The sequence below is a fragment of the Nonomuraea sp. NPDC003707 genome, assembly GCF_053587055.1.
The window spans coordinates 456,733-478,920 of sequence record NZ_JBSFNK010000003.1; the positions used below are offsets into that span (position 1 = coordinate 456,733).

Annotated in this window: 18 protein-coding genes; 9 read left to right on the plus strand and 9 right to left on the minus strand. The window is 72.2% G+C overall.

Annotated elements, in window-relative coordinates; genetic code table 11:
- The first annotated feature begins 66 nt into the window (after positions 1-66).
- Together ACWDRB_RS09705 and ACWDRB_RS09710 are read left to right on the plus strand one after the other, a co-directional pair.
- Entirely contained in the window at positions 67-3,555 is a 3,489-nt protein-coding gene (locus tag ACWDRB_RS09705) for a protein kinase domain-containing protein (RefSeq protein ID WP_449892663.1), read from the plus strand.
- 51 nt (positions 3,556-3,606) lie between these two features.
- Positions 3,607-4,143 carry a GNAT family N-acetyltransferase gene (locus tag ACWDRB_RS09710; RefSeq protein ID WP_449892664.1) on the plus strand — a complete coding sequence of 179 codons (537 nt, stop codon included), beginning with the start codon at positions 3,607-3,609 and terminating at the stop codon, positions 4,141-4,143.
- A gap of 9 nt (positions 4,144-4,152) precedes the next feature.
- On the opposite strand, the gene ACWDRB_RS09715 is transcribed toward ACWDRB_RS09710, so the two are convergent.
- Complete coding sequence (locus ACWDRB_RS09715; protein ID WP_364249047.1) at positions 4,153-5,127, minus strand: helix-turn-helix domain-containing protein; 975 nt, start codon at positions 5,125-5,127, stop codon at positions 4,153-4,155.
- 154 nt (positions 5,128-5,281) lie between these two features.
- Between ACWDRB_RS09715 and ACWDRB_RS09720 the strand changes: the two genes are divergently transcribed.
- The gene (locus ACWDRB_RS09720; protein ID WP_449892665.1) at positions 5,282-9,244 is read left to right on the plus strand and encodes a S8 family serine peptidase; all 3,963 of its coding nucleotides are present in this window, start codon (positions 5,282-5,284) and stop codon (positions 9,242-9,244) included.
- Between the two features lie 39 nt (positions 9,245-9,283).
- Here ACWDRB_RS09720 and ACWDRB_RS09725 read toward each other — a convergent pair whose 3' ends face one another.
- Both ACWDRB_RS09725 and ACWDRB_RS09730 read right to left on the minus strand, forming a co-directional pair.
- Positions 9,284-9,760, minus strand: a complete 477-nt coding sequence (locus tag ACWDRB_RS09725; RefSeq protein WP_449892666.1) for a hypothetical protein — start codon at positions 9,758-9,760, stop codon at positions 9,284-9,286.
- A 7-nt stretch (positions 9,761-9,767) separates the two neighbouring features.
- Positions 9,768-10,571, minus strand: a complete 804-nt coding sequence (locus tag ACWDRB_RS09730) for an SAM-dependent methyltransferase (protein ID WP_449892667.1) — start codon at positions 10,569-10,571, stop codon at positions 9,768-9,770.
- Between the two features lie 250 nt (positions 10,572-10,821).
- Between ACWDRB_RS09730 and ACWDRB_RS09735 the strand changes: the two genes are divergently transcribed.
- A complete protein-coding gene (locus ACWDRB_RS09735; protein ID WP_350742927.1) occupies positions 10,822-11,667 on the plus strand; it encodes a PP2C family protein-serine/threonine phosphatase in 846 nt (281 codons plus the stop codon).
- A gap of 45 nt (positions 11,668-11,712) precedes the next feature.
- Positions 11,713-12,567 carry an aldo/keto reductase gene (locus ACWDRB_RS09740; protein ID WP_449892668.1) on the plus strand — a complete coding sequence of 285 codons (855 nt, stop codon included), beginning with the start codon at positions 11,713-11,715 and terminating at the stop codon, positions 12,565-12,567.
- 61 nt (positions 12,568-12,628) lie between these two features.
- On the opposite strand, the gene ACWDRB_RS09745 is transcribed toward ACWDRB_RS09740, so the two are convergent.
- The 4 genes from ACWDRB_RS09745 to ACWDRB_RS09760 are packed head-to-tail and all read right to left on the minus strand — an operon-like array spanning position 12,629 to position 15,673.
- Positions 12,629-13,411, minus strand: coding sequence for an IclR family transcriptional regulator (locus ACWDRB_RS09745; RefSeq protein WP_449892669.1), 783 nt, complete (start codon positions 13,409-13,411; stop codon positions 12,629-12,631).
- A 14-nt stretch (positions 13,412-13,425) separates the two neighbouring features.
- Positions 13,426-14,373, minus strand: a complete 948-nt coding sequence (locus ACWDRB_RS09750; RefSeq protein WP_449892670.1) for a PDR/VanB family oxidoreductase — start codon at positions 14,371-14,373, stop codon at positions 13,426-13,428.
- Positions 14,370-14,600 (minus strand): hypothetical protein, encoded by a 231-nt coding sequence (locus tag ACWDRB_RS09755; RefSeq protein ID WP_449892671.1) that lies wholly within the window; start codon positions 14,598-14,600, stop codon positions 14,370-14,372. The genes ACWDRB_RS09750 and ACWDRB_RS09755 overlap by 4 nt, the downstream gene beginning before the upstream one ends.
- A gap of 20 nt (positions 14,601-14,620) precedes the next feature.
- Positions 14,621-15,673 carry a Rieske 2Fe-2S domain-containing protein gene (locus tag ACWDRB_RS09760; RefSeq protein ID WP_449892673.1) on the minus strand — a complete coding sequence of 351 codons (1,053 nt, stop codon included), beginning with the start codon at positions 15,671-15,673 and terminating at the stop codon, positions 14,621-14,623.
- A gap of 269 nt (positions 15,674-15,942) precedes the next feature.
- On the opposite strand from ACWDRB_RS09760, the gene ACWDRB_RS09765 reads away from it, so the two are divergent.
- From ACWDRB_RS09765 to ACWDRB_RS09775, 3 genes are all read left to right on the plus strand, one after another.
- A complete protein-coding gene (locus ACWDRB_RS09765) occupies positions 15,943-17,058 on the plus strand; it encodes a glycoside hydrolase family 53 protein (RefSeq protein ID WP_449892674.1) in 1,116 nt (371 codons plus the stop codon).
- Positions 17,059-17,183: 125 nt separating this feature from the next.
- Entirely contained in the window at positions 17,184-18,179 is a 996-nt protein-coding gene (locus ACWDRB_RS09770; RefSeq protein WP_449892675.1) for a hypothetical protein, read from the plus strand.
- A gap of 193 nt (positions 18,180-18,372) precedes the next feature.
- Positions 18,373-20,037, plus strand: a complete 1,665-nt coding sequence (locus tag ACWDRB_RS09775; RefSeq protein WP_449892676.1) for a VanW family protein — start codon at positions 18,373-18,375, stop codon at positions 20,035-20,037.
- A gap of 36 nt (positions 20,038-20,073) precedes the next feature.
- Here the strand turns inward: ACWDRB_RS09775 and ACWDRB_RS09780 are convergent, their stop codons facing one another.
- Together ACWDRB_RS09780 and ACWDRB_RS09785 are read right to left on the minus strand one after the other, a co-directional pair.
- Positions 20,074-20,880, minus strand: coding sequence for an isocitrate lyase/PEP mutase family protein (locus ACWDRB_RS09780; protein WP_449892677.1), 807 nt, complete (start codon positions 20,878-20,880; stop codon positions 20,074-20,076).
- Between the two features lie 242 nt (positions 20,881-21,122).
- Entirely contained in the window at positions 21,123-21,740 is a 618-nt protein-coding gene (locus ACWDRB_RS09785; RefSeq protein ID WP_449892678.1) for a DUF305 domain-containing protein, read from the minus strand.
- A gap of 174 nt (positions 21,741-21,914) precedes the next feature.
- Here ACWDRB_RS09785 and ACWDRB_RS09790 point away from each other — a divergent pair, with 174 nt between their 5' ends.
- Entirely contained in the window at positions 21,915-22,187 is a 273-nt protein-coding gene (locus ACWDRB_RS09790; RefSeq protein WP_397369286.1) for a GlsB/YeaQ/YmgE family stress response membrane protein, read from the plus strand.
- The last annotated feature ends 1 nt before the right edge of the window (position 22,188 follow it).

The window sequence follows — 22,188 nt, forward strand, 5'->3', positions numbered from 1 at the left end:
GACACCGACCGGAACTCCCCGCGTGCTCACCGCAACTTTGGCGGATCCGGGGGCATCTAACCCGCCGTGGAGGCGCTGATCGCGGGGGATCCGCAGCAGATCGGGGACTACTGGCTGGCCGGGCGGCTCGGCGCGGGAGGTCAGGGGGTCGTCTACGACGCCTACGACCCCGACGGGCGGCGGGTGGCGGTGAAGGTGCTGCACGCGGCGGGCGACCGCGGGCGCTTCGCCAAGGAGGCGGCCGCGGCGGAGCGGGTGGCCTCGTTCTGCACCGCCCGGCTGCTGGCGGCCGATCTCGACGGCGGCAAACCGTACCTGGTCTCGGAGTACGTGGCGGGCCCGAGCCTGCGCGAGGCCGTGCGGGAGGGGCGGCGCTTCACCGGCGACGACCTGCACCGGCTGGCGACGGCGGTGGCCACGGCGCTCACCGCGATCCACGAGGCGGGCGTCGTCCACCGCGACCTGAAGCCGGACAACGTGCTGCTCGGCCCGGACGGGCCACGCGTGATCGACTTCGGCATCGCCAGGACGGCGGAGATGTCGCTGACCAGGACCGGCGAGCTGGCCGGAACGCCCGGTTACATGGCGCCAGAGGTGCTGACCGGGCAGCGGGCGGGGACGGCGGCCGACGTCTTCGCGTGGGCCGCGATCATGGTGTTCGCGGCCACCGGGCAGGACGCCTTCGGCGGCGAGAACCTGGGCGGCGTCATGCACCGCGTGCTGACGCACCACCCCGACGTGAGCGCGCTGCCCCCGGGGCTGGCCACGCTGATCGAGGCCGCGCTGGAGAAGGATCCGCGAGCCCGGCCGTCCGCCCGCGACCTGCTGCTGGCGCTGGTCAGCGGCGACGGGTCCGACGTGGGCGGACTGCTGGCGGCCGGCAGCCGCCGCGCCGGGGGGATGCGGGCGCCCGACCGGGACGACCCCGCGCTGGGCGCGATCGCCGAGGACGCCTACGGCTCGCTCGGCCCGGAGGCGCGCGACCTGGCGGCCGAGGTGTTCCTGCGGCTGGTGGCGGTGAACGCCGAGGGCCAGGAGACGCTGCGGCGGGCCGGCCACGAGGAGCTGTTCGGCGGCCGGCCGGACCACGAGGCGGCGGCCGTCCAGCGGATCCTGGAGGCGTTCTCGTACGTGGTCACCACCAGGGACGGGTCGGTGGCGCTGGCGCGTCCCGGCCTGGTGCGGGCCTGGCCGCGCCTGCGGACGTGGATGGATGCCGAGCGCGCCGGGCTGGCGATGCTGGACGAGATCAACGCGGCGGCGCGGCACTGGGCGGAGCACGGCCGGCGCGACGGCGACGTGCTGCAGGGCAGCCGCCTGGAGCAGGCGCTGAGCTGGGCGGCGACCGGCCGCAGGCACCTGACGCTGACCCCGTTCGAGCGCGATTTCCTGCGTGCGGGCACCGAGCTGACCAGGAGGCGCGGCCGGCGCAGGACGCTGGTCACGTCGGCGCTGGCCGGGCTGCTGGCGGTGGCGCTGGTGGCGGGCGGGCTGGCCGTGTGGCAGCGCCGGCAGGCCGTCGAGCGGCTCGACATCCTGACCGCCAAGCAGGTGGCGGCCGAGTCCGACCGCATGCGCACCGCCGATCCGGGCCTCGCGATGCTGCTCAGCGTGGCCGCGTACCGGGTCTCGCCGCAGCCGGAGGCCCGCTCCAGCCTGATGGGCTCGCTCCAGCAACTGGAGACGGCCGCCTTCCGCGACCCCCCGGTCAAGGGCATGGGCCGGCGGACGCTGAGCCGCGACGGGCGCACGCTGGTCAGCTTCAGCGAGGGCGGCGTCAACGTCTACGACGTGCGCACCGGCAGGCGGACGGCGAGCTGGCCCGGCATGACCCTGCGCGGGACGATCATCCAGGGCCCCGCGCTCAGCCGCAGCGGGCGCCTGCTCGCCCAGACCACCTCGGACGAGCTCGGCGTCTGGGACCTGAAGACCGGCAGGACGCTGGTGCGCAGATCTCTTGAGCCGACCGGGAACGGCGGCTACGGCGTCGTGTTCGGCGAGCACGAGACGACGCTCGTCGTCACCATGGCCGACGACGTCCCCTTCCTCATCGACGTGACCACCGGGAAGCAGTTCGGCCGGATGGTCTACGCGGACCGGACGATGGCGCAGACCCCCGCGCCGCTCGTGGATCCGACGGGGAGACACCTGCTGCTGCCCGGCTACCGGTTCGACCAGATCGGCCTGCCCGGCTGGACCACCGAGCGCCCCTTCCCCGCCTGCGTGAAGAACCACGTGCTGGCGGCCTACAGCGCGGACGGAAAGACCCTGGCCTGCTCCGACGTCGCGGGCGACATCGTCCTCGTGGACGCCGTCACCGGGCGCCAGCGCAAGCTGAAGGAAACGCTGAACTGCGGGATCTGCCACGACTCCGGACGGCTCCGGTTCAGCGCCGACGGGCGCTACATCGCCGGCTTCTACGGCCGCGACCTGGAGGTCATGCGGATCAGCGACCAGCGGACCGTCCTGCGCTACCGCGCCGAGGGCGAGTTCGGCGACGTCCGCTTCGACCCCGACGGCAGGACGCTGCGCTACCTCGTCGACGACACCGTCATCAGCGTGGACCTCATGCCGCGCACCCCGTCCGTCGCCGTGCCCGACACCCCGACGCTCAGCCGCGACGCCCACTGGGCGGTGTCCTGGACGAACGGTGCCGAGCTGAGCGTGTTCGACCTGCGGACGCGTAAGGAGGCGGGCCGCCTGCGGGTCGGGGAGGAAGGGTCCATCCTGGGCATGGACGACGCCGGCACCAGGCTGGCCGTCGCCGGCATGGACCGCACGATCACCCTGTGGGACCTGGCGAGCAGGAGGAAACTCTGGTCCAAGCGGGTGGGGGAAGGCGACTACCAGCCGGCGTACGTCAACTTCACCCCCGACGGGCGCAGGATCGCCATCACCCTCCTGCTGGGCGAGAGTCCGTTGATGAGCGTGGTCGTGCTGGACGCCGCCGACGGCCGCGCGGTGGCCGCGTACAAGACCCGGCTGAGCATCGGCCCCTTCCTTCCGGGACGGCAGGTGTTCGTCTCGGGAGACGGCAGGCTCGTCGACGTGATGACCGGCAAGGCCGTCGGCTCTGGGCTCGGCGACGCCGGCACGCTGGCCGTCAGCCGTGACGGGCTCCTGGCCGTCCAGGAGTCCGCCACCCACCGGATCGGGCTGTGGGACGTCAAGGGCCCGACCCCGCTACGTCCCGTCCTGCCCCGCGCCGCCGGCGCCAGCGACGTCATCGTCTTCTCGCCGGACGGCAGGACCCTCGCCACGTCCACCGACGAGGGCGTGCTCGAGCTCTGGGACGTCCGGTCCAGGCGCCGGCTCGGCAGTTCGTACCGGGTCGGGGAGTTCGCCCCCTCGTCCATGGCCTTCGGCGCCGACGGGAGCGTCCTGTACGTCGGCATGCAGGACGGCCTGGTGGCCGGGGCCGTGCGCGAGGTGCCCGTCGGCGACGCGCTGATGATCGGGAAGGTGTGCGCGCGGGCGGGTCGCACGCTCACGCCAGCCGAATGGGACCGGTACCTCCAGGACGTGCCGTACCAGGACGTGTGCGCGGCCCGATGACAGAATGCATTACTCTTGCTCTTGCGAAATACTCGCAATTAGGCTTCGCGTGTGCATCACGACGGACCTGGCATCACCGCGATATCCGCCCAGATCATCGACCTCTACCAGCGTTGCTACGCCGCCCCGCCGTGGTCGGAGGCTCCCGAGCAGCTCGGCCGCTACCCCGCCAAGCTCGCCGCAGGCGCCGCCAAACCGGGTTTCAGCGCGCTGACCACGACCGACGACGCCGACCGGCTCACCGGCGTCTGCTACGGCTGGCCGACCCCGGACGAGCTGAGCGGCAACCGCGTCTATGACGCCCTCGTCACGGCCTTCGGCCTGCCCGCGGCGACCGCGCTGACCCGCGGCGCCTTCGAGGTCGTCGAGCTCTTCGTCCACCCCGGCCACCAGGGCCAGGGGATCGGCGCGCGGCTGCTCGACGGGATGACCGCCGGCCGGCCCTCCGCCTGGCTCATCACCGACCCCGGCGCGCCCGCCGCCGGCCTCTACCGCAGGCTCGGGTGGCGGGAGGCGGGCCCGCTGCCGGCCGGCTTCTACCCGCAGTCGCGGGCGTCGGTCTTCACCCTGACCCGTCCGGACGCGTGATGCCCGGGTCTAGATCCACCCGCGCTCCCGGGCCGCCAGCCCCGCCTGGAAGCGGGTGATGGCGTTCAGCTCCTGCATGACGGCGTGGATGCGGCGCTGAACGGTGCGCAGCCCGAGCCCCAGCGCCCGCGCGATGGCCTCGTCCGTCAGGCCGCCCGCGAGCAGCGCGAGCAGGTCCCTGGTCAGCTCGTCGGGCTCGCCGGGGCCGGCGGCGGGCCGGGGCTCCCCGCGCAGCGGGAACCCCCGCCGCCACTCGAGCTCGAACAGCGCGATCAGCGCGTCGAGCAGGGCGGACCGGTGCAGGATGAACGCCGCGTCGATGGAGTACGCCCCGTTGCGGATGGGGATCAGCGCGAGCGCGTCGTCGGCGATCCACATCTTGGCCGCCGCCCCGGCCACCACGCGGGCCTTCTCGCCGTGGGCCACGGAGTCCTGGACGAGCCGCAGCTTGCCGGGCAGCGCCAGCGACTCCAGGTCGTACACGCTGCGGTAGTCGATGCCCGACCTGAGCATGCGCCGCTCGCGCTCGACGTTGTCGGCGTGGCCGCGCATGACGTACGGGGGCTTGTCGATGTTGCGGAACATGGTCTGCGCGCTGTCCTGGAGCGCGTACGCCCTACTGATGATGTTGTCGGTCCCCGTGACGACCTCGACCTGCTCGGCCGGGTGCGCCGCGTAGCGGGAGGCCAGGTGGAACGACGTGGTGAGCTCGTGGATGGCCGTGCGCACCTGGTGGAGCTCCTCCTCCTGGCGGGTGAGCAGCGGCCTGAAGGCGATGTCGGGGGCGACGGCGACGTAACGGGCGCGGCGGCCCGGCAACCTGCTGGCCAAGCCGCGCCGCGCGAAGGCCGCCAGCGTCCGGGCCGCCAGGGGCGTCGAGACGCCGCAGTGGGTGGCGAGTTCGGCGGCGGATGATCGCGGGTTCTCGACGAGCGTCGCGTACAGGCGGCTCTCTGCCGGTGACAGGCCGATCGCTTTGAGCATCGGCGACGCCCTTCCTCCCGCCGCGGGGATGGCGGGTTACCGCCACCTGGCGGGTTTTGGCCCGTTCGGCGGACTTGTGCCCTGACTCAATCCCAGATTAGGTCAGCGAGGAAACGATCTCCGGCGTTTCCCAGGTCTGGAGAAAGGTGTGCGTATGCTGTCCACCCCCCGGCGCCGCGGACTCGTGGCCTTATTCGCGTCCTTACTCGCGGCGCCGCTCGCCGCGGTCCCGCAGGCGGCCGTCGCGGCGACCGTCACGACGGCGACCACGACGGCGGCCACGAGGGCGAACGCGCCGGTGACCGGCCTGCCGGCGGTCAAGATCACGCTGATCACCGGGGACACCGTCACCTACGCGAAGGACGCCTCGGGCCGCGCCTCGGCCACGCTGGAGCCCGTCGAGGGTGCGGAGGCGCGGACGTACCAGGCCCAGCAGGACGACCACGGCTACTACGTGATCCCCGCTGACGCCGCCCCTTACGTCAGCGGGGGCCTGCTGGACAAGGAGCTGTTCAACGTCGGCTACCTGGCGGCCAACGGCTACGGCGACGCCAAGACCGCGCAGCTGCCGCTCATCGTCCAGTACCAGCCGCAGACCAAGGCCGCCGACCTGGCGGGCAAGGCCAGGTCGCTGAAGGGCGGCACGGAGCCGATGGTGCTGGAGAGCATCGACGGCGCCGCGATCAAGGTGGACAAGAAGCAGGCCGCCGCGTTCTGGCAGTCCCTGGGAGGGGGCCGGAACGACGCCAGGGCCCTGACGAGCGGCCTGCGCAAGGTGTGGCTCGACGGCAAGGCCAAGGCGCTCGACGACGTCAGCAACCCGCAGATCGGCGCCCCCGCGGCCTGGGCGGCCGGCTACGACGGCACGGGCGCCAAGGTCGGCATCATCGACAGCGGCATCGACCTGGCGCATCCCGACCTGCAGGGCAGGATCGTCGCGTCCCGCAACTTCGTCCCGGCCGGCATGCCGGGCGGCGGCAACCCCGACGAGGTCACCGACCGGGTCGGTCACGGCACGCACGTGGCGTCGATCATCGCCGGCAGCGGCGCCGCCTCCGGCGGCAAGTACAAGGGCGTCGCCCCCGGCACCAAGCTGACCATCGCCAAGGCCCTGGACGACACGGGCAGCGGCAACAACTCCGAGATCATCGCGGCGATGCAGTGGCAGGCGGCCACCGAGCGCGCCCGGGTGGTCAACATGAGCCTGGGCAGCAGCAGCCCGACCGACGGCACCGACCCGCTGAGCCAGGCGGCCAACGAGCTGACCGCCGAGTACGGCACGCTGTTCGTGGTCGCGGCGGGCAACTCGGGCCCCGGCCGGTACACCATCGCCTCCCCCGGCGCGGCGACCTCGGCGCTCACCGTCGGCGCGGTGGACTCGGCCGACAAGATCGCCTCGTTCTCCAGCCGCGGCCCGCGCCTGAGCGAGGACTTCGCGATCAAGCCGGAGATCACCGCCCCCGGCGTGAACATCATCGCCGCGCGCGCGGCGGGCACCTCGCTGGGCGAGGGCAGCAGCGTCCCGGGCGGCGGCCCGATCGACGACAACTACACCGCGGCGTCCGGCACCTCGATGGCCGCCCCGCACGTGGCCGCCTCCGCCGCAATCCTCGCCGTCCAGCACCCCGACTGGACGCCCGAACAGCTCAAGACCGCGCTGACGGGCACCGCGAAGCCGACCGACGGCACGGTCTACGACCAGGGCTCGGGCCGGCTGGACATCGGGCAGGCCGTCACCCAGCAGGTCTTCGACGACCTGGCGACGGTGCACGCGGGGTTCACCGACCCGTACACCGGCCAGACGCTGGCCAGGAAGGTGACCTTCCGCAACACCGGCAAGGACCCCGTCACGCTGGCCCTGTCGATGACGCTCAAGCGTGGTGACGCCCAGCCGCCCGCCGGGATGGCCACGCTCACCCCGTCGTCGCTGACCGTCCCCGCGGGCGGCACCGCGAGCGCGGACCTCACCATCGAGCCCACGCTCGGCGACCCCGGCTGGTACGAGGGCCGCCTGACGGCCACCGCGGGCACGACCCGGTTGACCGCGCCGATCGCCCTCCACAAGGGCGCCAAGCTGGACACCGTACGCGTCAAGCTGGTCGGAAAGCCGGAATGGACGCTCAACCCGGGGGTCCTGACCGCCCTCCGGGTCAGCGACACCGACCCGCTCCTCCAGGGCGAGCCGATGACCACGGCCACCGGTAACTGGCGGACCACCGACACGCCCGGCACCGTGGAGACCGAGCTCAAGCTCGCGCACGGCGGCGTCTACTCCATCGGCGACATGCCCTGGTGGTACACCAGGCCGGACCGGCAGATCCAGTACGGTACGCTGCTCGCCCCCGAGATCAAGCTCGACGGCGACACCACGGTGACCCTGGACGCGACCGCGCTCGAGCAGATCCAGGTGAGCACGCCCCGCACGTCGGAACCGGTGTTCATGAACCTGATGGTCGCCCGCACGACCGCCTCGGGCCAGATGTACGCGGGCGCGTCGCTCCTCAGCTACGAGCCCGTGAACAGGGGCAGGTTCTGGGTCACGCCGGTGCGCAAGGCGCCCACGGTGGGCACCTCCACGGTGCTGTTCGACCAGATCCGCCGGGCGCCGGAGGTCGAGCTGGCCGTGCCGGGGCTCCGGCTCAACCCGCACTACGTCAGCGAGCACGACCCGCTGGTGCCGAAGTTCGCCGCCGACCAGCGCCTGAGCCTGACCACGGGCGACGACGTGCGCGGCGGCGCGGACGCGCGCGGCAAGCTCGTCTACCTCCCGGCCAGGGACTCGCTCGACCTCTTCACGGCCGACGTGGACCTGGCGATCAAGGTGGGGGCCGCCGGCGTGGTCACCAGCGACCGGTTCGCCTGGCTGCTCAGCGACTCGCACTACACGGACCACAACAAGATCCCGGTGCTGTGGATCGACAGCGGCGAGGCGGACCGGCTCGGCAAGGCCCTGGCCCGCAAGCCGTACCCGAGCGCCGCCCTGCGCGTCACGCCGACCACCCCGTTCGAGTACAAGCTGGCCTACTACGTGAAGGGGACCACGGCGGGCCGGCTGAACTTCGCCCCGAAGGCGCGCGACCTCACCGAGATCGACACCACCTACCACGCCCGGTTCGCCCCCCAGCCCGGCACGTGGGGCCCGTACACGAACTTCACCGAGGTCAACCACACCTACAACCCCGAGCAGCGCTTCAGCATCCGCGGCTCGCACGCCTTCGCCGGGCCCACGGCCAGGACCGAGTACTACAACGCGCCCGGCCGGGACGTGCTGTGGGAGCGTGAGTTCACCTTCATCGACCCTGCCTCGGGCGGCGCGCGCTTCGCCGCTTCGGCCCGCGGCTTCAACCACGCGACCAAGGAGCGGGAGGACTGGAACGAGGCCATCATGCCCTCGCAGTTCGCGGCCGGCGCCGGCCTGCCGGACTGGGTCACCCCCATCATCTACTGCGACGGCTGCCGCCAGGGCGACCGGCTGCGGCTGCGCGCGCTCAGCCCGATCGGCTTCGGCTACTACTCCGACGCCTCCGACCCGACCCACATGTACCAGGGCGCGCCGGGGACCGAGGAGCTCCGGCTGTTCAGCGGCGCCGCCGAGGTCAAGCCGCAGTACGACGACCTGGGCGTGCCCTACTACGGCGTCCCCGCCGGGTCCGGCACGTACCGGCTGACGAGCTCGTGGAAGGACGCGTTCCCCGGGAAGCACGCCGGCACCGGCGTGGAGACCAGCTGGACGTTCCGCTCCGCCCGCCCCACGGGCGACAGCAACCCCTACCCCTGCCTGGACTCCGTGCTGTGGGAGGACAAGCAGCCCTGCGCGCAGGTGCCGATGATCCGGCTGCGGTACGAGCTCGGCCTGCCGGAGAACGACACGGTCCAGGGCGGCGGGCCGTTCGCCTTCACCGTCAGGACCGAGGGCGGCCGCTCGTCGTCGCTGCGGGCGGTCTGGATCTCCGGTGACAAGGGCGCGCACTGGACCCGGGCCACGGTGCTGCCCGGCGGCAAGGTGCTGGCGCTCAACCCCAAGGGCCCCGGCAGCATCTCGATCAAGGTCGAGGCGCAGGACAAGGACGGCAACTCCGTCCAGCAGATCCTCTCCGACGCCTACCTCGTGAAGTGAGGGCGGTAGCGGGGGCCGGGACACCCCTGGCCCCCGCTCTCAGCCGCCGGGTCCTCTCCGCCGGATGGGAGCGGCGTCGCCGTTCCGGGGCAGATCGCCGCGCTCCACCGGGGCCGGTGGCGAGGGAGCGGGCGGGCCCGTGCCGGTCGCCGGGCGGGCGCCTTGCGCGGCCTGCTTCAGCACCGCCCGGTCCACCTGGCCGACCGGGCAGATCAGCCGGATGTGGTGGTCCTTGCGCACGGCGACGTACTCCTGGTCGCCGCCGTTCACGACGTACCAGCCGCCGCCGTCGCGCTCGCACGGGCCCGTGCGCACGTACGGCCCGCGGTCGATCCGCAGCTCCACCCGCTTGCCGTCGGGCGAGGTGTAGACCGCGCCGAAACCGTCGTCGTTGATCACGCCGACCGACTGCTCGGACACTTCGTACCCGGGCAGGTCCACCACGTACATCAGCTCGGGAGCCGCGCCCTGCCGCCGGGCCAGGTCCATGGCCGCCCGGCTCAACGCGGTCCTCACGCCGCGGTCAGGGCTTGCGGGCGATGCCGCCGAACATGAGGCGCTGGCCCACGGTCAGCTCCTCGGGGACGTCCGTCTCCGGACGCCACAACGGCAGCGGCACGACGCCCGGCTCCACCAGCTCGAACCCCTCGAAGAAGCCGGTGATCTCCGCGACGGTGCGGAACCTGCCGGTGCCGAGGAGCGCGAGGTACTGCTTCTCCGCGTCGCGGGACTCCTGGCTCGAGTCGCAGAAGTGGGTGATGAAGAGGTAGCTTCCCGGCGGGACGGCGGCCATGTACGCATCGACGATCCCCTGCGGGTCCTCGTCGTCGTGCAGGTGGTGCAGGATGCCGACCAGCATCACGCCGACCGGGCGGTCGAAGTCGATGAGCTGCTTGACGGCCTCGTCGCCGAGGATCGCCACCGGGTCGCGCAGGTCCGAGGTGACCACCGCGGTGCGCTCGTTCTCGGCCAGGAGGGCCCGGCCGTGGGCCAGCACCATCGGGTCGTTGTCGACGTAGACCACGCGGGCCTCGGGGTTCGCGCGCTGCGCGACCTGGTGGGTATTCTCCACGGTCGGCAGCCCCGAGCCGAGGTCGATGAACTGCGTGATGCCCTGGTCGATCATGAAGCGGACGCCGCGGTCCAGGATCTGGCGGTTGTAGGCCGCCACGTCGTAGATCTCCGGGATGACCTTGACGATCTCCGCGACGAAAGCGCGATCGACCTCGAAGTTGTCCTTGCCGTGCAGGACGACGTCATAGGCCCTGGCGATGCTGGGCCTGGTCGTGTCGATCGCGCTCTTCCACTCATCCGACTTCTCGCCCACAGGTGCCCTTCCTCACGGAGTCGATCATCAGGATCATAGGGCGGATCCGGCCCGACAAATGCGCTTATCACCGCATTGTCGCCAGCCGTCTGCTTCGCCGCGCGGCACGCCGTACGCGCCGCGGCCCCGGAAGACGGCTTCGGCCCGGCCTCCCGGTCTAAGCTGATCACGGCGGTGAGCGAGCTGGCCCGCGACTGCTACGGACAGGGGGGCTGGTGGTCGAGCAGCCTCGGCATGGGCGGGGGGCGGTGTGAAGTCCGTCCCCGATGAGCCGCTGCGGCGGATCCGCACGCTGGAGGGCGAGCTGGCCGACGCCCGCCAGGACGTGCTGGCCCTGGTCGCGGAGCTGGAGGAGCGCGACGTACGGCTCAGGCGGGCCCACCGGGCGATCTTCCGCGAGCTGGAGGACGCCCTGCGCCCGCCGATCCCGCACGTGGAGCAGGCGCGGCTGGCGGTCTACTACTCCTCCTCCGAGGACGACGCGCCGACCGGCGGCGACCTCTACGACGTGGTGATCATGCCGGGCGGCGAACTGCACGTCGTCGTGGTGGACGCGGCCGGCCACGGCGTGGCCAGCACCCGCGCCGCGCTCAACATCATCCACGCCGTCCGCGTGCTCTCCCTGGCCGGGCTGCCGCTGGAGAACGTCGTGGAGCGCGCCGCGGCCATCCTGCAGCCGGTCTACCCCGATCTGGCCGGCACCGTACTGGTGGCCCGCTTCGACCCCCGTACCGGCGTGCTCCGGGTGGCCACCGGCGGCCACCCGCCACCGCTGATCGTGGCGCCCGGCGAGCCGGCGACGTACCTGGAGGCGTGGGGGCGCGGCCTCGGCTACCCGGATCCGGGCAGCGACCACGTGGCCGAGCGGTGGCTGGGGCCCGGCACGCTGGTGCTGTTCTACACCGACGGGCTGGTGGAGGCCCGGCGCGACCTCAACGCGGGGCTGGACGAGCTGGCCGAGCTGGCGGGCCGGCACCGGGACCTGCCGGTGGACGAGCTGACCGACACCCTCGTACGGATGATGCGCCGCGAGGTGCTGCACAGCGACGACACCCTGCTCCTGGCCATGCGCTGGACGCCGGCGCGCGAAAGTTGACCTGGAGCGCGCTCCAGCAGGCAGGGTGGACCCATGCACAACGCCATGCGAACGCGCACCATCGGAAACCGCCAGGTCGGGGCCGTCGGGCTCGGCGCCATGCCCATGTCGGTGGCCGGGCACATGCCCGACGAGGACCAGTCGATCCGCACCCTGCTCGCGGCCCTGGAGGCCGGTGTCACGCTGATCGACACGGCAGACGCCTACACGCCTTCGCACGACGACGTCGGCCACAACGAGCGCCTGGTCGCCCTCGCGCTGGCCCGCTGGGGCGGCGACGCCGACACGGTGCTGGTCGCGACCAAGGGCGGCCACACCCGCGTCGCCGGGGGCGGCTGGTCCGTGAACGGCGACCCGTCGTACCTCAAGGAGGCCTGCGAGCGCTCGCTCAAGGCCCTCGGCGTGGAGAGCATCGGCCTCTACCAGCACCACCGGCCTGACCCGAAGGTGCCGTACGCGGAGACCATCGGCGCGCTGAAAGACCTGCACGACGCCGGCAAGATCCAGATGGCCGGCATCTCGAACGCCGATCCGGAGCAGATCAGGCTCGCCCACGACATCCTGGGTGAGCGCCTGGTGAGCGTGCAGAACGAGTATTCTCCGCGCTTCCGCTCCAGCGAGCCCGAGATCGACGTCTGCGCCGAGCTCGGCCTGGCGTTCCTGCCCTGGTCGCCGCTGGGCGGCATCGGCCGTACCGGGGAGCTGAGCCAGAGGGACGCCTTCACCGAGATCGCCGAGACGCGCGGCGTATCCCCCCAACAGGTCTGCCTCGCCTGGGAGCTGGCCCGCAGCCCGGTCGTCATCCCCATCCCCGGCGCCAGCCGGCCGGAGACGATCCTCGACTCCATCGGCGCCGCCGACCTGGAGCTCACCGAGGAGGAACTGGCCCGCCTCGGCTGACCTCAACCGTCACGACCCGAGCGTGACCGGGCCCGTCACGAGCCGAAAGTGACCGGGCCCGTCACGAGCCTCGGGTGGACGGCGGCAGCGCGCGGGAGATGGCGCGGGCGCTGGTGCGCAGGAGCGGGGCGAGCGCGTGGGGCGACGTGCTGCCGTGGTGGACCACGAGGGACACCGCGGCCACGACGTCGCCCCGGGCGTCGTGGATCGGCGCCGCGACCGACACGGCGTCCATGGTGACCTGCCGGTCGCTGACGGCGTAACCGCGGGCACGGGTGTCGGCGAGCGCGGCGCGGATCTGCCGCGGGGTGGTCATGGTCCGTTCGGTGTAGCGGGTCATGGGGCCGGCCACGACCTGCTCCTGCACCTCGGCCGGCGCGTACGCGAGCAGCACCAGGCCGACGCCCGTGGCCGTGAGCGCGAAGCGGCCGCCGACCCGGGTCAGCACGGGGACGGCCTTGCTCCCGGCGATCCGTTCGACGAACACCACCTCGGTGCCCTCCCGGACGGCCAGCTGCACGTTCTCGCGGGTGACCTGGGACAGGTCCTCCAGGTACGGCAGCGCGGCCTCGCGCAGGCCCAGGCCGCGCGGGGCGAGCGAGCCGATCTCCCACAGGCGCAGGCCGATGTGGTAGCACCCGGCCGGATCCCGTTCGAGCGCGCCCCAGGCCAGCAGCTCGGCGGCCAGCCGGTGCACCGTGGAGACCGGCAGGCGGGAGTGCCGGGACAGCTCGCTGAGGGTGAGCGAGCGCCGGTCGGGCGTGAACGCGCCGAGGATCTGCAGCGCGCGGGCCACGACCGGGCCGGTGCGTTCGGCCGTTTGCCTGGGGGCTGGGATCTGCATCGGCGGCTCCCTGGTCAGAGTTCGAGGACCAGCTTGGGGCAGGCGGCGCGGGAGACGCAGACGAACATGGTGTCGTTCACCGCCCGCTCCTCGGAGGTGAGGAGGGAGTCGCGGTGGTCGACCGCGCCGGCCAGCACCGCGGTCTCGCAGGTGCCGCACGTCCCCTCATGGCACGAGGATAGGACCTGAACGCCGGCCTCCAGCACGACGTCGAGGATCGAGCGGTCCGGGGGCACGGTGAGGGTGACGCCGGTGACGGCCAGTTCGACCTCGAAGGACTCCGCCCTTACGGGGTCGGCCGCCTCCTTGGGCTCGAAGCGCTCCACATGCAGCGTGCCGGACGGCCGGTCCGCGCAGCGGCTCTCGACCGCCGCCAGCAGCGGGGCGGGGCCGCAGCAGTACACGAGGGTGTCCGGGGTGGCCCGCGCCAGGAGGGCGTCGAGGTCGAGCAGGCCGTGCTCGTCCTGCGGGCGCAGCTCCACCCGGTCTCCGTGCGCGGCTTCGAGGTCGCGGGCGAACGCCATCGAGCCCGCCGTACGACCGCCGTAAGCCAGATGCCACCGGGCGCCGGCGGCGTCGGCGGCCCGCACCATCGGCAGGATGGGCGTGATGCCGATGCCTCCGGCGACGAACAGGTAGCGGGGCGCCGGGTGGAGCGGGAAGTGGTTGCGCGGGCCTCGGGCGAGGACCGTCGTGCCCGGGTGGAGGTCCTCGTGCACGTACGCCGACCCGCCCCGGCCGTCCGGCTCGCGCAGCACGGCGACGCGCCAGGTCGTGCGGTCGGCCGGGTCGCCGCACAGCGAGTACTGGCGGACGCGGTCGCCGCCGAGCACCAGGTCGATGTGCGCGCCGGGCTCCCACGCGGGCAGCTCGGCGCCCGCCGGGTCGCGCAGGTCGAGCGCGACGACCCCGTCGGCGACCGGGTCCCGAGCCTGCACGACCAGCTTGCGCTCAGCGCTCATCGGGCGGCTCCCGTCCCCGACAGGGCGTCCGGACGCGCCGTCCCGATAGGTGCGCCGGGTGGCGGCGGGTTCGTGGGGGTGTTGTGGCCGGTCGGGTGGCCGAGGAGCCATTCCCAGACCTCGACGGGCCCGTCGGCGACGTGTACGGCGCCGCAGTGGCAGGTGCCCTGGAGCAGGTCGCTCCCCGGCAGCCACACCACGCGGAGCAGCCCACGCCGGGTGGGCACGCGTCCGGGCTCCATGCCCGTCACGCCTGCCGGGCCGGGGCGCCCTGCCCCGCCAGTCCGGCCAGCATGCGCCGGGCCGCCAGCCCGCCCGTGTCGATGTTGATCGACAGCTCCTGGTAGCCCGCCGGCTCGGTCGCGATCACCCGTTCCAGCACGTCGAGCGCGGCCACGTCCTGCAGCACCACCGTGCGGTTCTGTTCGGCCAGGAAGTCGGACACGCCCTGGTCGTCCAGGGCGAAGTCGCGGGCCACCGCCCAGAAGTCGTGCGTGGAGTGCTCGGTCTCGGGCGTGATCGCGTACACGACCTCGACGTGGAAGGCGTCCGGGTCGCCGCCGTCGGCGTTCGGCAGCACGCCGAGCGGGGCGATGCGGGAGTGCAGCTTGTACAGGCACGGCGGGGTGTACTCGATGTCCTGCCAGCGCATGATGCGGCCGGTCAGCCCGGTGGACTTGGCGTAGAACGGCGGGCATTCGGCGTCGTCCATGTGGCGGCTGACGTGCACGATCCCGGCCTCCTCGTCCACCGTGGTGGTGATCGGGGTGGCGGCCACCTCGGGGGTGCCGATGTACCCGCCGTGCAGGTACGTCTCGTGCGACAGGTCCATGAGGTTGTCCGCCAGCAGCCCGAACCGCGCCTGGAGCGGCTCCATCCCCGACACCGTCGTGTACTCGGGCGAGTCCAGCCAGGGCGCGCGCGGGATGCGGGCCGCGTCGGCCCGGGCGGGGTCGCCGATCCAGACCCAGACGAAGGAGTCCAGCTCGACGACCGGGTAGCTCTTCAACCGGGCGGTACGCGGCACCCTGGTCTGGCCGGGGACGGCGACGCAGCCGCCGTCGGCGCCGTAGGTGAAGCCGTGGTACCCGCAGACCACCTGGTCCTCGACGAGTCGGCTGGGCGGCTGCGACAGCGGGAACCGGCGGTGCACGCAGCGGTCGGACATGGCGGTGACGGTCCCGGCGCGGGTGCGCCAGAACAGGATGGACTCGCCGCATATGGTGCGGGTGAACAGCTCCTGGCCGATCTCTCGCCCGTACGCGGCGACGTACCACTGATCGCGGGGGATGCTCGACACGGCGACTCCTTCGTGGTGCGGCTGCCGGTGGGAACGATGGTGGCTCGGCCGCCCGGAGCGCGGAACAACGATTCCCGGATGCCGGAAAACTCGCCCTTCCCGAGTGCCGGATTCTTCTTTATCCTCATGCTCAAGCAGTCTGTGAACGTTCACAGTATGCATAAGGCCGATTTCGCCCCCCAAAGGCGCATTTTTCGGGCTGCTCGTCGCCACATGCGTCCGTGAACGTGCACACAGTCCGGAATTCGGCTCTATCAACGGGACCGATCATGACCACGTACCACTTACGAAGGATCCGGGTCACCCTCCTGCTGACACTCGCGGCGCTGATCGCGGTCGCGCCGGCGACGCCCGCCCAGGCCGCCACGCTGAGCATGCGCGGCGCCGACATCTCCTCGCTCCAGCGGAGCCTGGACCTGGGGGCCAAGTACTACAACGCCTCCGGGACGGCCGCCGACCCGCTGGACATCCTCATCGGCGCCGGGGTCAACTACGCCCGGCTGCGCATCTGGAACAACCCGGCCAGCGGCTACAACAACAAGGCGAAGGTGCTGGCCTACGCCAGGACGGTCAAGGCCAAGGGACTCGGCCTGATGATCGACTTCCACTACTCGGACACCTGGGCCGACCCGGGCAAGCAGTTCAAGCCGGCGGCCTGGGCCAGTCACGGCATCGCCCAACTCCAGACGGACGTCTACAACTACACGTACGACATCTGCACCAGCCTCAAGGCGCAGGGCACCACGCCGGACAGCGTGCAGATCGGCAACGAGATCAACGTCGGCATGCTCTGGAACGACGGCAAGGTCATCAACAACGACTTCACCAACCTCAGCCTGCTGCTCAAAGCCGGTTACAACGCGACCAAGGCGTGCAACAGCGGCACCCAGGTGATCATCCACACCGCGGACGCCGACAGCCTCGCGAACGCCCGCTGGTTCTACGACGGGATCCGCGCCAAGGGCGTGCCGTGGGACATCACCGCCCTGTCGTACTACTGCATGTGGCACGGCTCGCAGTCCACCCTGTCCAGCGTGATCAACGACGTGCGGACCCGTTACGGCAAGCCCGTCATCGTGGCGGAGACCGCCTACCCGTTCACCGCGAACAACGCCGACAGCGAGCCGAACGCGATCAACGGCTCGGCGCCGTGCTCCGGCTACCCGGCCACCTGGGCGGGGCAGGCGAGCAACTTCACCGCCGTCCAGAACACCGCCCGCGGCGCGGGGGCGATCGGCGTCTTCTACTGGGAGCCGACCTGGTACGCCATCCAGGGCAACGGCTGGGACCCGGCCAACATCAACGGCACCGGCGACCAGTGGGACAACATGGCCACCTTCAACTGGACCGGCGGCGTCAACCCCGGCATCAGATGGACCCCCTAGCCTGACCCGCTCCCCGGCTCGATACGGCGTCGAGCCGGGGTCCAAGACGTCCGCAAGTGAGCGCCAAGACGTTCAGGAGAAGCCTTCCGCACACTGTCTCCGGAGGGACGGAAGGGAGACAGGCGATGATCACAGGCTTCACGACCACAGCCCCTGCGGGCGGGGTCCTGCCCGCGGAGGTGCGGCAGGTGTTCGAGCGCTCGTCCGTGTGCGAGTACACCTCGCTGACCCGGACCGGCCGCCCGGTGACCTGGCCGGTCACGCCGTACGTCGGCGAGGGCGGGACGCTCGACGTCACGACCGGCCTGTCCTACCCCGACAAGGCCGAACGCGCCCGCCGTGACCCGCGGGTGGCGCTGCTGTACTCCGACCCGGCGGGCAGCGGCCTCGACCGGCCGCCCGTGGTGCTCGTCCAGGGACGGGCCGCCGTACGCGACGCCGACCTGCAGGCCAACACCGACCGGTACGTGCGCGAGGCGCTGACCAAGGCCGGGAGCGGGCTCGCCGACGCGCCGCTGTTCCTGCTCAGGGGGCTGACCTGGTATTTCGCCCGCATCTACGTGGAGGTGACCCCCGAACGCGTCACCTGGTGGCCGGAGGGCGACCTCTCCTCCGCGCCCCGCACCTGGACCTGCCCGGGCGGGACGAGCTTCCCCCGGTCCGACCTGGCGCCGTCGGGGCCCCGGCTGCCGAGCCGGTCGGCGCCGCCGGTGGACTGGCGGCCCTACGCCGCGCGGGCGATGGGGCTCGGCGCCCCCGTCGTCTCGATGGTGGCCGACGGCCTGCCGGTGACGGTGCGTGCCCGCTCGGTCGTCCGTACCAGGCGGGGGTTCGAGGTGCTGCTGCCCGCCGGGGTGACGGGCTCGCCGGGGCCGGTGTGCCTGACGTTCCACCGGTCCTCGGGGACCGGAGGGCAGGAGAACGTCGTGCTGCTGGGATCGACGACGGGCTCGGGCGACCTGCTGGAGGTCGAGGTGGAGCGGGCGCTGAACGACTGGAGCCTGGCCGGCGGTCCGGTGGGCCGTACCTGGTCGTTCGTCCGGCACGCGAAGGAACTGCGGAAGCGGGTCAGGGCGGAGGCCGCCCGCCGTGACCAGCCGGTGCCCGTCGTCCGGCGGTGACGCGCCTACTACATCTGCTAGTACACTCCGTCACTATGCGCGACCCCCGGGCATCATCGCAGGTCAGGTCGGCGGAGAACTCTCAACGGGTCGCCAGCCGTATCCAAGACCAAATGGACATCACAGTTACCGGATCCGGGCCCCTCCCGGCCGGCGGCCCGCACCCGGGCCACATGCACACTCAGGCGCCGTCGTGAGCGCCCCTCGCTCGCGGCGCGTGCTCATCATCACCGCCGCCGTCGTCCTGGTCGCGGTGCTCGGCTACGCCGTGCCCGCCATCTCTCTCTCCGGCAAGGTTCCCCCGGGCACGCGCGTGGACGGCGTGGACATCGGCGGGCTGGCGCCCGAGGCCGCCCGCTCCCACCTCGACCGGCAGCTGGCCCAGCGCGTACGGCAGCCGATGACGCTGGTCGCGGGCGACAAGCGGGTCCAGCTCACGCCCGCCGAGCTGGGGCTGGACTTCGACGCCCGGGCCACCATCGAGGCCGCGATGGCCGGGGCCGCCACCCCGGCCGGCATCGCCCGCTCCCTCTTCGGCAGCCGGCAGCTCCCGCCCCGGGTCATCGTGGACGAGCAGCGGCTGGCCGCCGGACTCGCCGGCCTGGCCAAGAGCGTGGACACCAAGCCGGTGCAGGGCGGCGTCCGCTACCAGGGGCTGGAGCCGCGCACGGTCCTGCCCAAGCCCGGACGCGCGCTGGACCGCGACGGAGCGGCCCAGGCGGTGCGGGCGGCCTTCGCGGCCGGGCGCAGTTCCGTCGAGCTGAAACTCCAGGTGACTCCTCCCGCGCTCACCGCCGCCCAGGTCAAGGAGGTCGCCTCCGCCACGGCGCGCACCGCGATCGCCTCCCCGCTCACGCTGGCCAGCGGCGGCAAGCAGGCCACCGTGTCCAGGGAGCAGCTGGCCGCCGGTCTCCGCTTCGTCCCCGACGGCAAGGGCGGCCTGCGCCCGTCGTACGACGCCGGCAAGATCGCCGCGGACATGGCCAAGTCGCTGCTGATCACGCCGCCCAAGGACGCCTCCTTCACGATCGTCAAGGGCAAGCCGAAGGTCGTCCCCTCCCGGGCCGGCCACGGCGCCGACATCAAGACACTCGGCCCGGCCATCGCCGAGGCCGTCGCGGCGGGCAGCCGCCGCGTCGACCTGCCCGCCACGGCCCGGCAGCCCCGGGTGACCACCGCCGAGGCGGCCAAGCTCGGCGTCAAGGAGCAGGTCAGCTCGTTCACCACCCAGCACCCGTGCTGCGCGCCCCGCGTGACCAACATCCACACCATCGCCGACATCGTGGACGGCTACGTGGTGCAGCCCGGGGAGACGTTCTCCCTCAACGACGTGGTCGGCAAGCGCGACAAGGCCCGCGGCTTCGTCGAGGCGCCGATGATCCTCAACAACCGGTTCGTCAACGACGTCGGCGGCGGGGTCTCCCAGTTCGCCACCACCATGTTCAACGCCGTCTTCTTCGGCGGCTTCCAGGACGTCCAGCACCGGGCCCACCAGTACTACATCTCCCGCTACCCGGCCGGGCGCGAGTCCACGGTCTCCTTCCCCCAGCCGGACTTCCGCTGGCGCAACGACTCCCGCCACGGCGTCCTGATCAAGACCTCGTACACGAGCACCGCGGTCACCGTGCAGTTCTGGAGCACCAAGCGCTACGACATCGAGTCGCAGAGCTCCGACCGCTACAACGTCAAGCCCGTCGAGACCCTCAGCGAGAAGGGGGACGAGTGCATCCCCATGGACGGCTCGGAGGGCTTCGCCATCGACGTGTGGCGCATCTTCAAGAAGGACGGCAAGGTCCTGCGCAAGCAGCGCTTCCACACCGTCTACGACGCCGAACCCCGCCTCACCTGCGAGAAGTGACCTCGGGACCGGTGAGCGCGGGCGAGGACGGTGTCCTCATCGGAGGAGGGCGTTGAGGCCGCCGTAGTCGAGGCCGCCGTCGAGCGTCGCGTACGTGCCGCCGCCGAGCAGTTCGGCGGCCGCCCGCGCGGCGCAGGCGTAGGCGGCCTGGGCGATCGCCGAACCGACGCTGACCCGCGCCACGCCGGCCGCCGCCAGCCGCTCCACCGGCGGGGCTCCGGGCCCGGCCATCACGTTCAGCGGCAGCGGCCCGCCGGCCAGGCGGGCGATGGCGTCCAGGTCCAGCAGGCCCGGCACGAACAGCCCGTCGGCCCCGGCCTCGGCATAGACCCGCGCCCGCTCCTCGACCTCGGCGAGCCGGTCCCCCGGAGCACCGGCCAGGTAGACGTCGGTGCGGGCGTTGACGAACAGCTCGACCCCCGCGGCGTCGGCCGCCGCCCGCGCCGCGGCGATGCGCCGGGCCTGGTCCGCGGGTGACAGCAGCGGTGCGCCGTCGGGGCCGGGGGAATCCTCGAGGTTGACGCCGACCGCGCCGGCCTCGATCACCGCGTGAACGGTGCCCGCGACGTCGCCGTACCCGCCCTCGATGTCGGCGGTGACCGGCACCGTCACGGCCGCCACGATGGCGGACACGGCGGCCACCATCCGCTCCCGGCCGAGCCCTTCCGCGTCCGGCGCCCCGTTGGCCCAGGACACGCCGGCGCTGGTCGTCGCGATCGCCTGCGCGCCCGCGGCCTCGATCAGGGCGGCGGAGGCGGCGTCCCAGGCGTTGGGGAGCACGAGGACCGTGCCCTCGTGCAGGTCTCTGAACCGGGCGGCCTGGGTGACCGTGGTCGGCGTCATGCGGATCTCCTTGGCGAAGCAGCTCTACGGACACCAAAGGATCTTCTGTGCCGCAGGCTCAGGTCCGGCCATATCCGGACATCCCGCTGTGACCGTGCCGCTGGCCACCAGAGCGCACGCGACCTCGAAAACAGTCAGGGCGCGGCTGACGGGCAACTCCCCGTCGCGCGCCCCGACCAGCGTCCCCCGCCCGGACGCGAGGCCGGTCACCCGTGACCTCCCGCCCGGTCGAGACCCTCGCGTCATGGAATCCGGGCGAGGAGCTTCTTCATCTGCGTCACCTGGGTCTGCTGTTCCTTCATGATCCGATCGGCCAGCTTCTTCGCCTTCGAACTCTTCCCGTGCTTCCGCTCGACCCGCGCCATGGCGATCGCCTCCTCGTGATGATCGACCATCATCGTGAGGAACTCCTTGTCGAAGGCCGAGCCCCGGGCGTCCAGCAGTGTCTTGATGTTCGCGTCGGATATGCCGGCCGCCGCCTCGTGCCCCGCCTCGCTGATCGGCGTGGTCTTGCCCCACTCCTTCAACCAGCCCTGCAGGGTCTCGATCTCCGGCTGCTGCCCGGACTTGATCTTCTCCGCCAGTTCTTTGGTCTCCTCGTACGTTGCCCGCGTCGTGGCCAGCTCGGCCATCTCGATGGCTTCCTGGTGGTGCGCGATCATCATCTGCGCGAACATCACGTCGGCGTCGTCGAAAGCGGGTTTCGACTGAGCGCTCGCCGTCGCGACCGGCACGGCTCCGGACATCATGGTCGTGTCCCGCCGCGCCGGGCTACTGCCGCAGGCGGCGAGGGCGAACGCCCCCACCGCCAAGGACGTGGCCAGTGAGACGCCGTGCACTGCCGCTGGTTTTATGGTCATCGCCGCTGAACCCCCCGATTTCAGCACGTCAGCCCAAGCCGTCTACGCGGGGCTGACCTGGCCATATGTTCCCCGGGAAGGGCCGTTGCTACCGTGCTGGGAGCGTCAGGAACCGGCCGTGGAGCGCGTTCGTTGTGCGGGACAGACGGACCACCGAGCGTCGGGGAGTTCAGCATGGCGATCACCGGCATCATTTCCGGACTCATCATCGGCATCGTGATCGGCGCCCTCGGGCGGCTGGTCATCCCGGGGCGGCAGCGCATCCCCGTCTGGCTGACGATCGCGATCGGCGTCGTCGCGGCGCTCGTCGGCACCGCGATCGCCTCCGTTCTGGGCGTCGCCGAGACCGGCGGCGTCGACTGGATCGAGCTCGCCATCCAGGTCGCCCTGGCGGCCCTCGGCGTCTCGCTGACGGTCGGCCTCTACGGCGGCAAGCGGCGAAGGTAGC

Bases quoted from the DNA above. Each gene is read 5' to 3' on its own strand.
- ACWDRB_RS09765 (WP_449892674.1), top strand. From the start codon at position 15,943: ATGACCACGTACCACTTACGAAGGATCCGGGTCACCCTCCTGCTGACA.
- ACWDRB_RS09740 (WP_449892668.1), top strand. From the start codon at position 11,713: ATGCGAACGCGCACCATCGGAAACCGCCAGGTCGGGGCCGTCGGGCTC.
- ACWDRB_RS09785 (WP_449892678.1), bottom strand. From the start codon at position 21,740: ATGACCATAAAACCAGCGGCAGTGCACGGCGTCTCACTGGCCACGTCC.
- ACWDRB_RS09745 (WP_449892669.1), bottom strand. From the start codon at position 13,411: ATGCAGATCCCAGCCCCCAGGCAAACGGCCGAACGCACCGGCCCGGTC.
- ACWDRB_RS09720 (WP_449892665.1), top strand. From the start codon at position 5,282: ATGCTGTCCACCCCCCGGCGCCGCGGACTCGTGGCCTTATTCGCGTCC.
- ACWDRB_RS09770 (WP_449892675.1), top strand. From the start codon at position 17,184: ATGATCACAGGCTTCACGACCACAGCCCCTGCGGGCGGGGTCCTGCCC.
- ACWDRB_RS09790 (WP_397369286.1), top strand. From the start codon at position 21,915: ATGGCGATCACCGGCATCATTTCCGGACTCATCATCGGCATCGTGATC.
- ACWDRB_RS09780 (WP_449892677.1), bottom strand. From the start codon at position 20,880: ATGACGCCGACCACGGTCACCCAGGCCGCCCGGTTCAGAGACCTGCAC.
- ACWDRB_RS09750 (WP_449892670.1), bottom strand. From the start codon at position 14,373: ATGAGCGCTGAGCGCAAGCTGGTCGTGCAGGCTCGGGACCCGGTCGCC.
- ACWDRB_RS09715 (WP_364249047.1), bottom strand. From the start codon at position 5,127: ATGCTCAAAGCGATCGGCCTGTCACCGGCAGAGAGCCGCCTGTACGCG.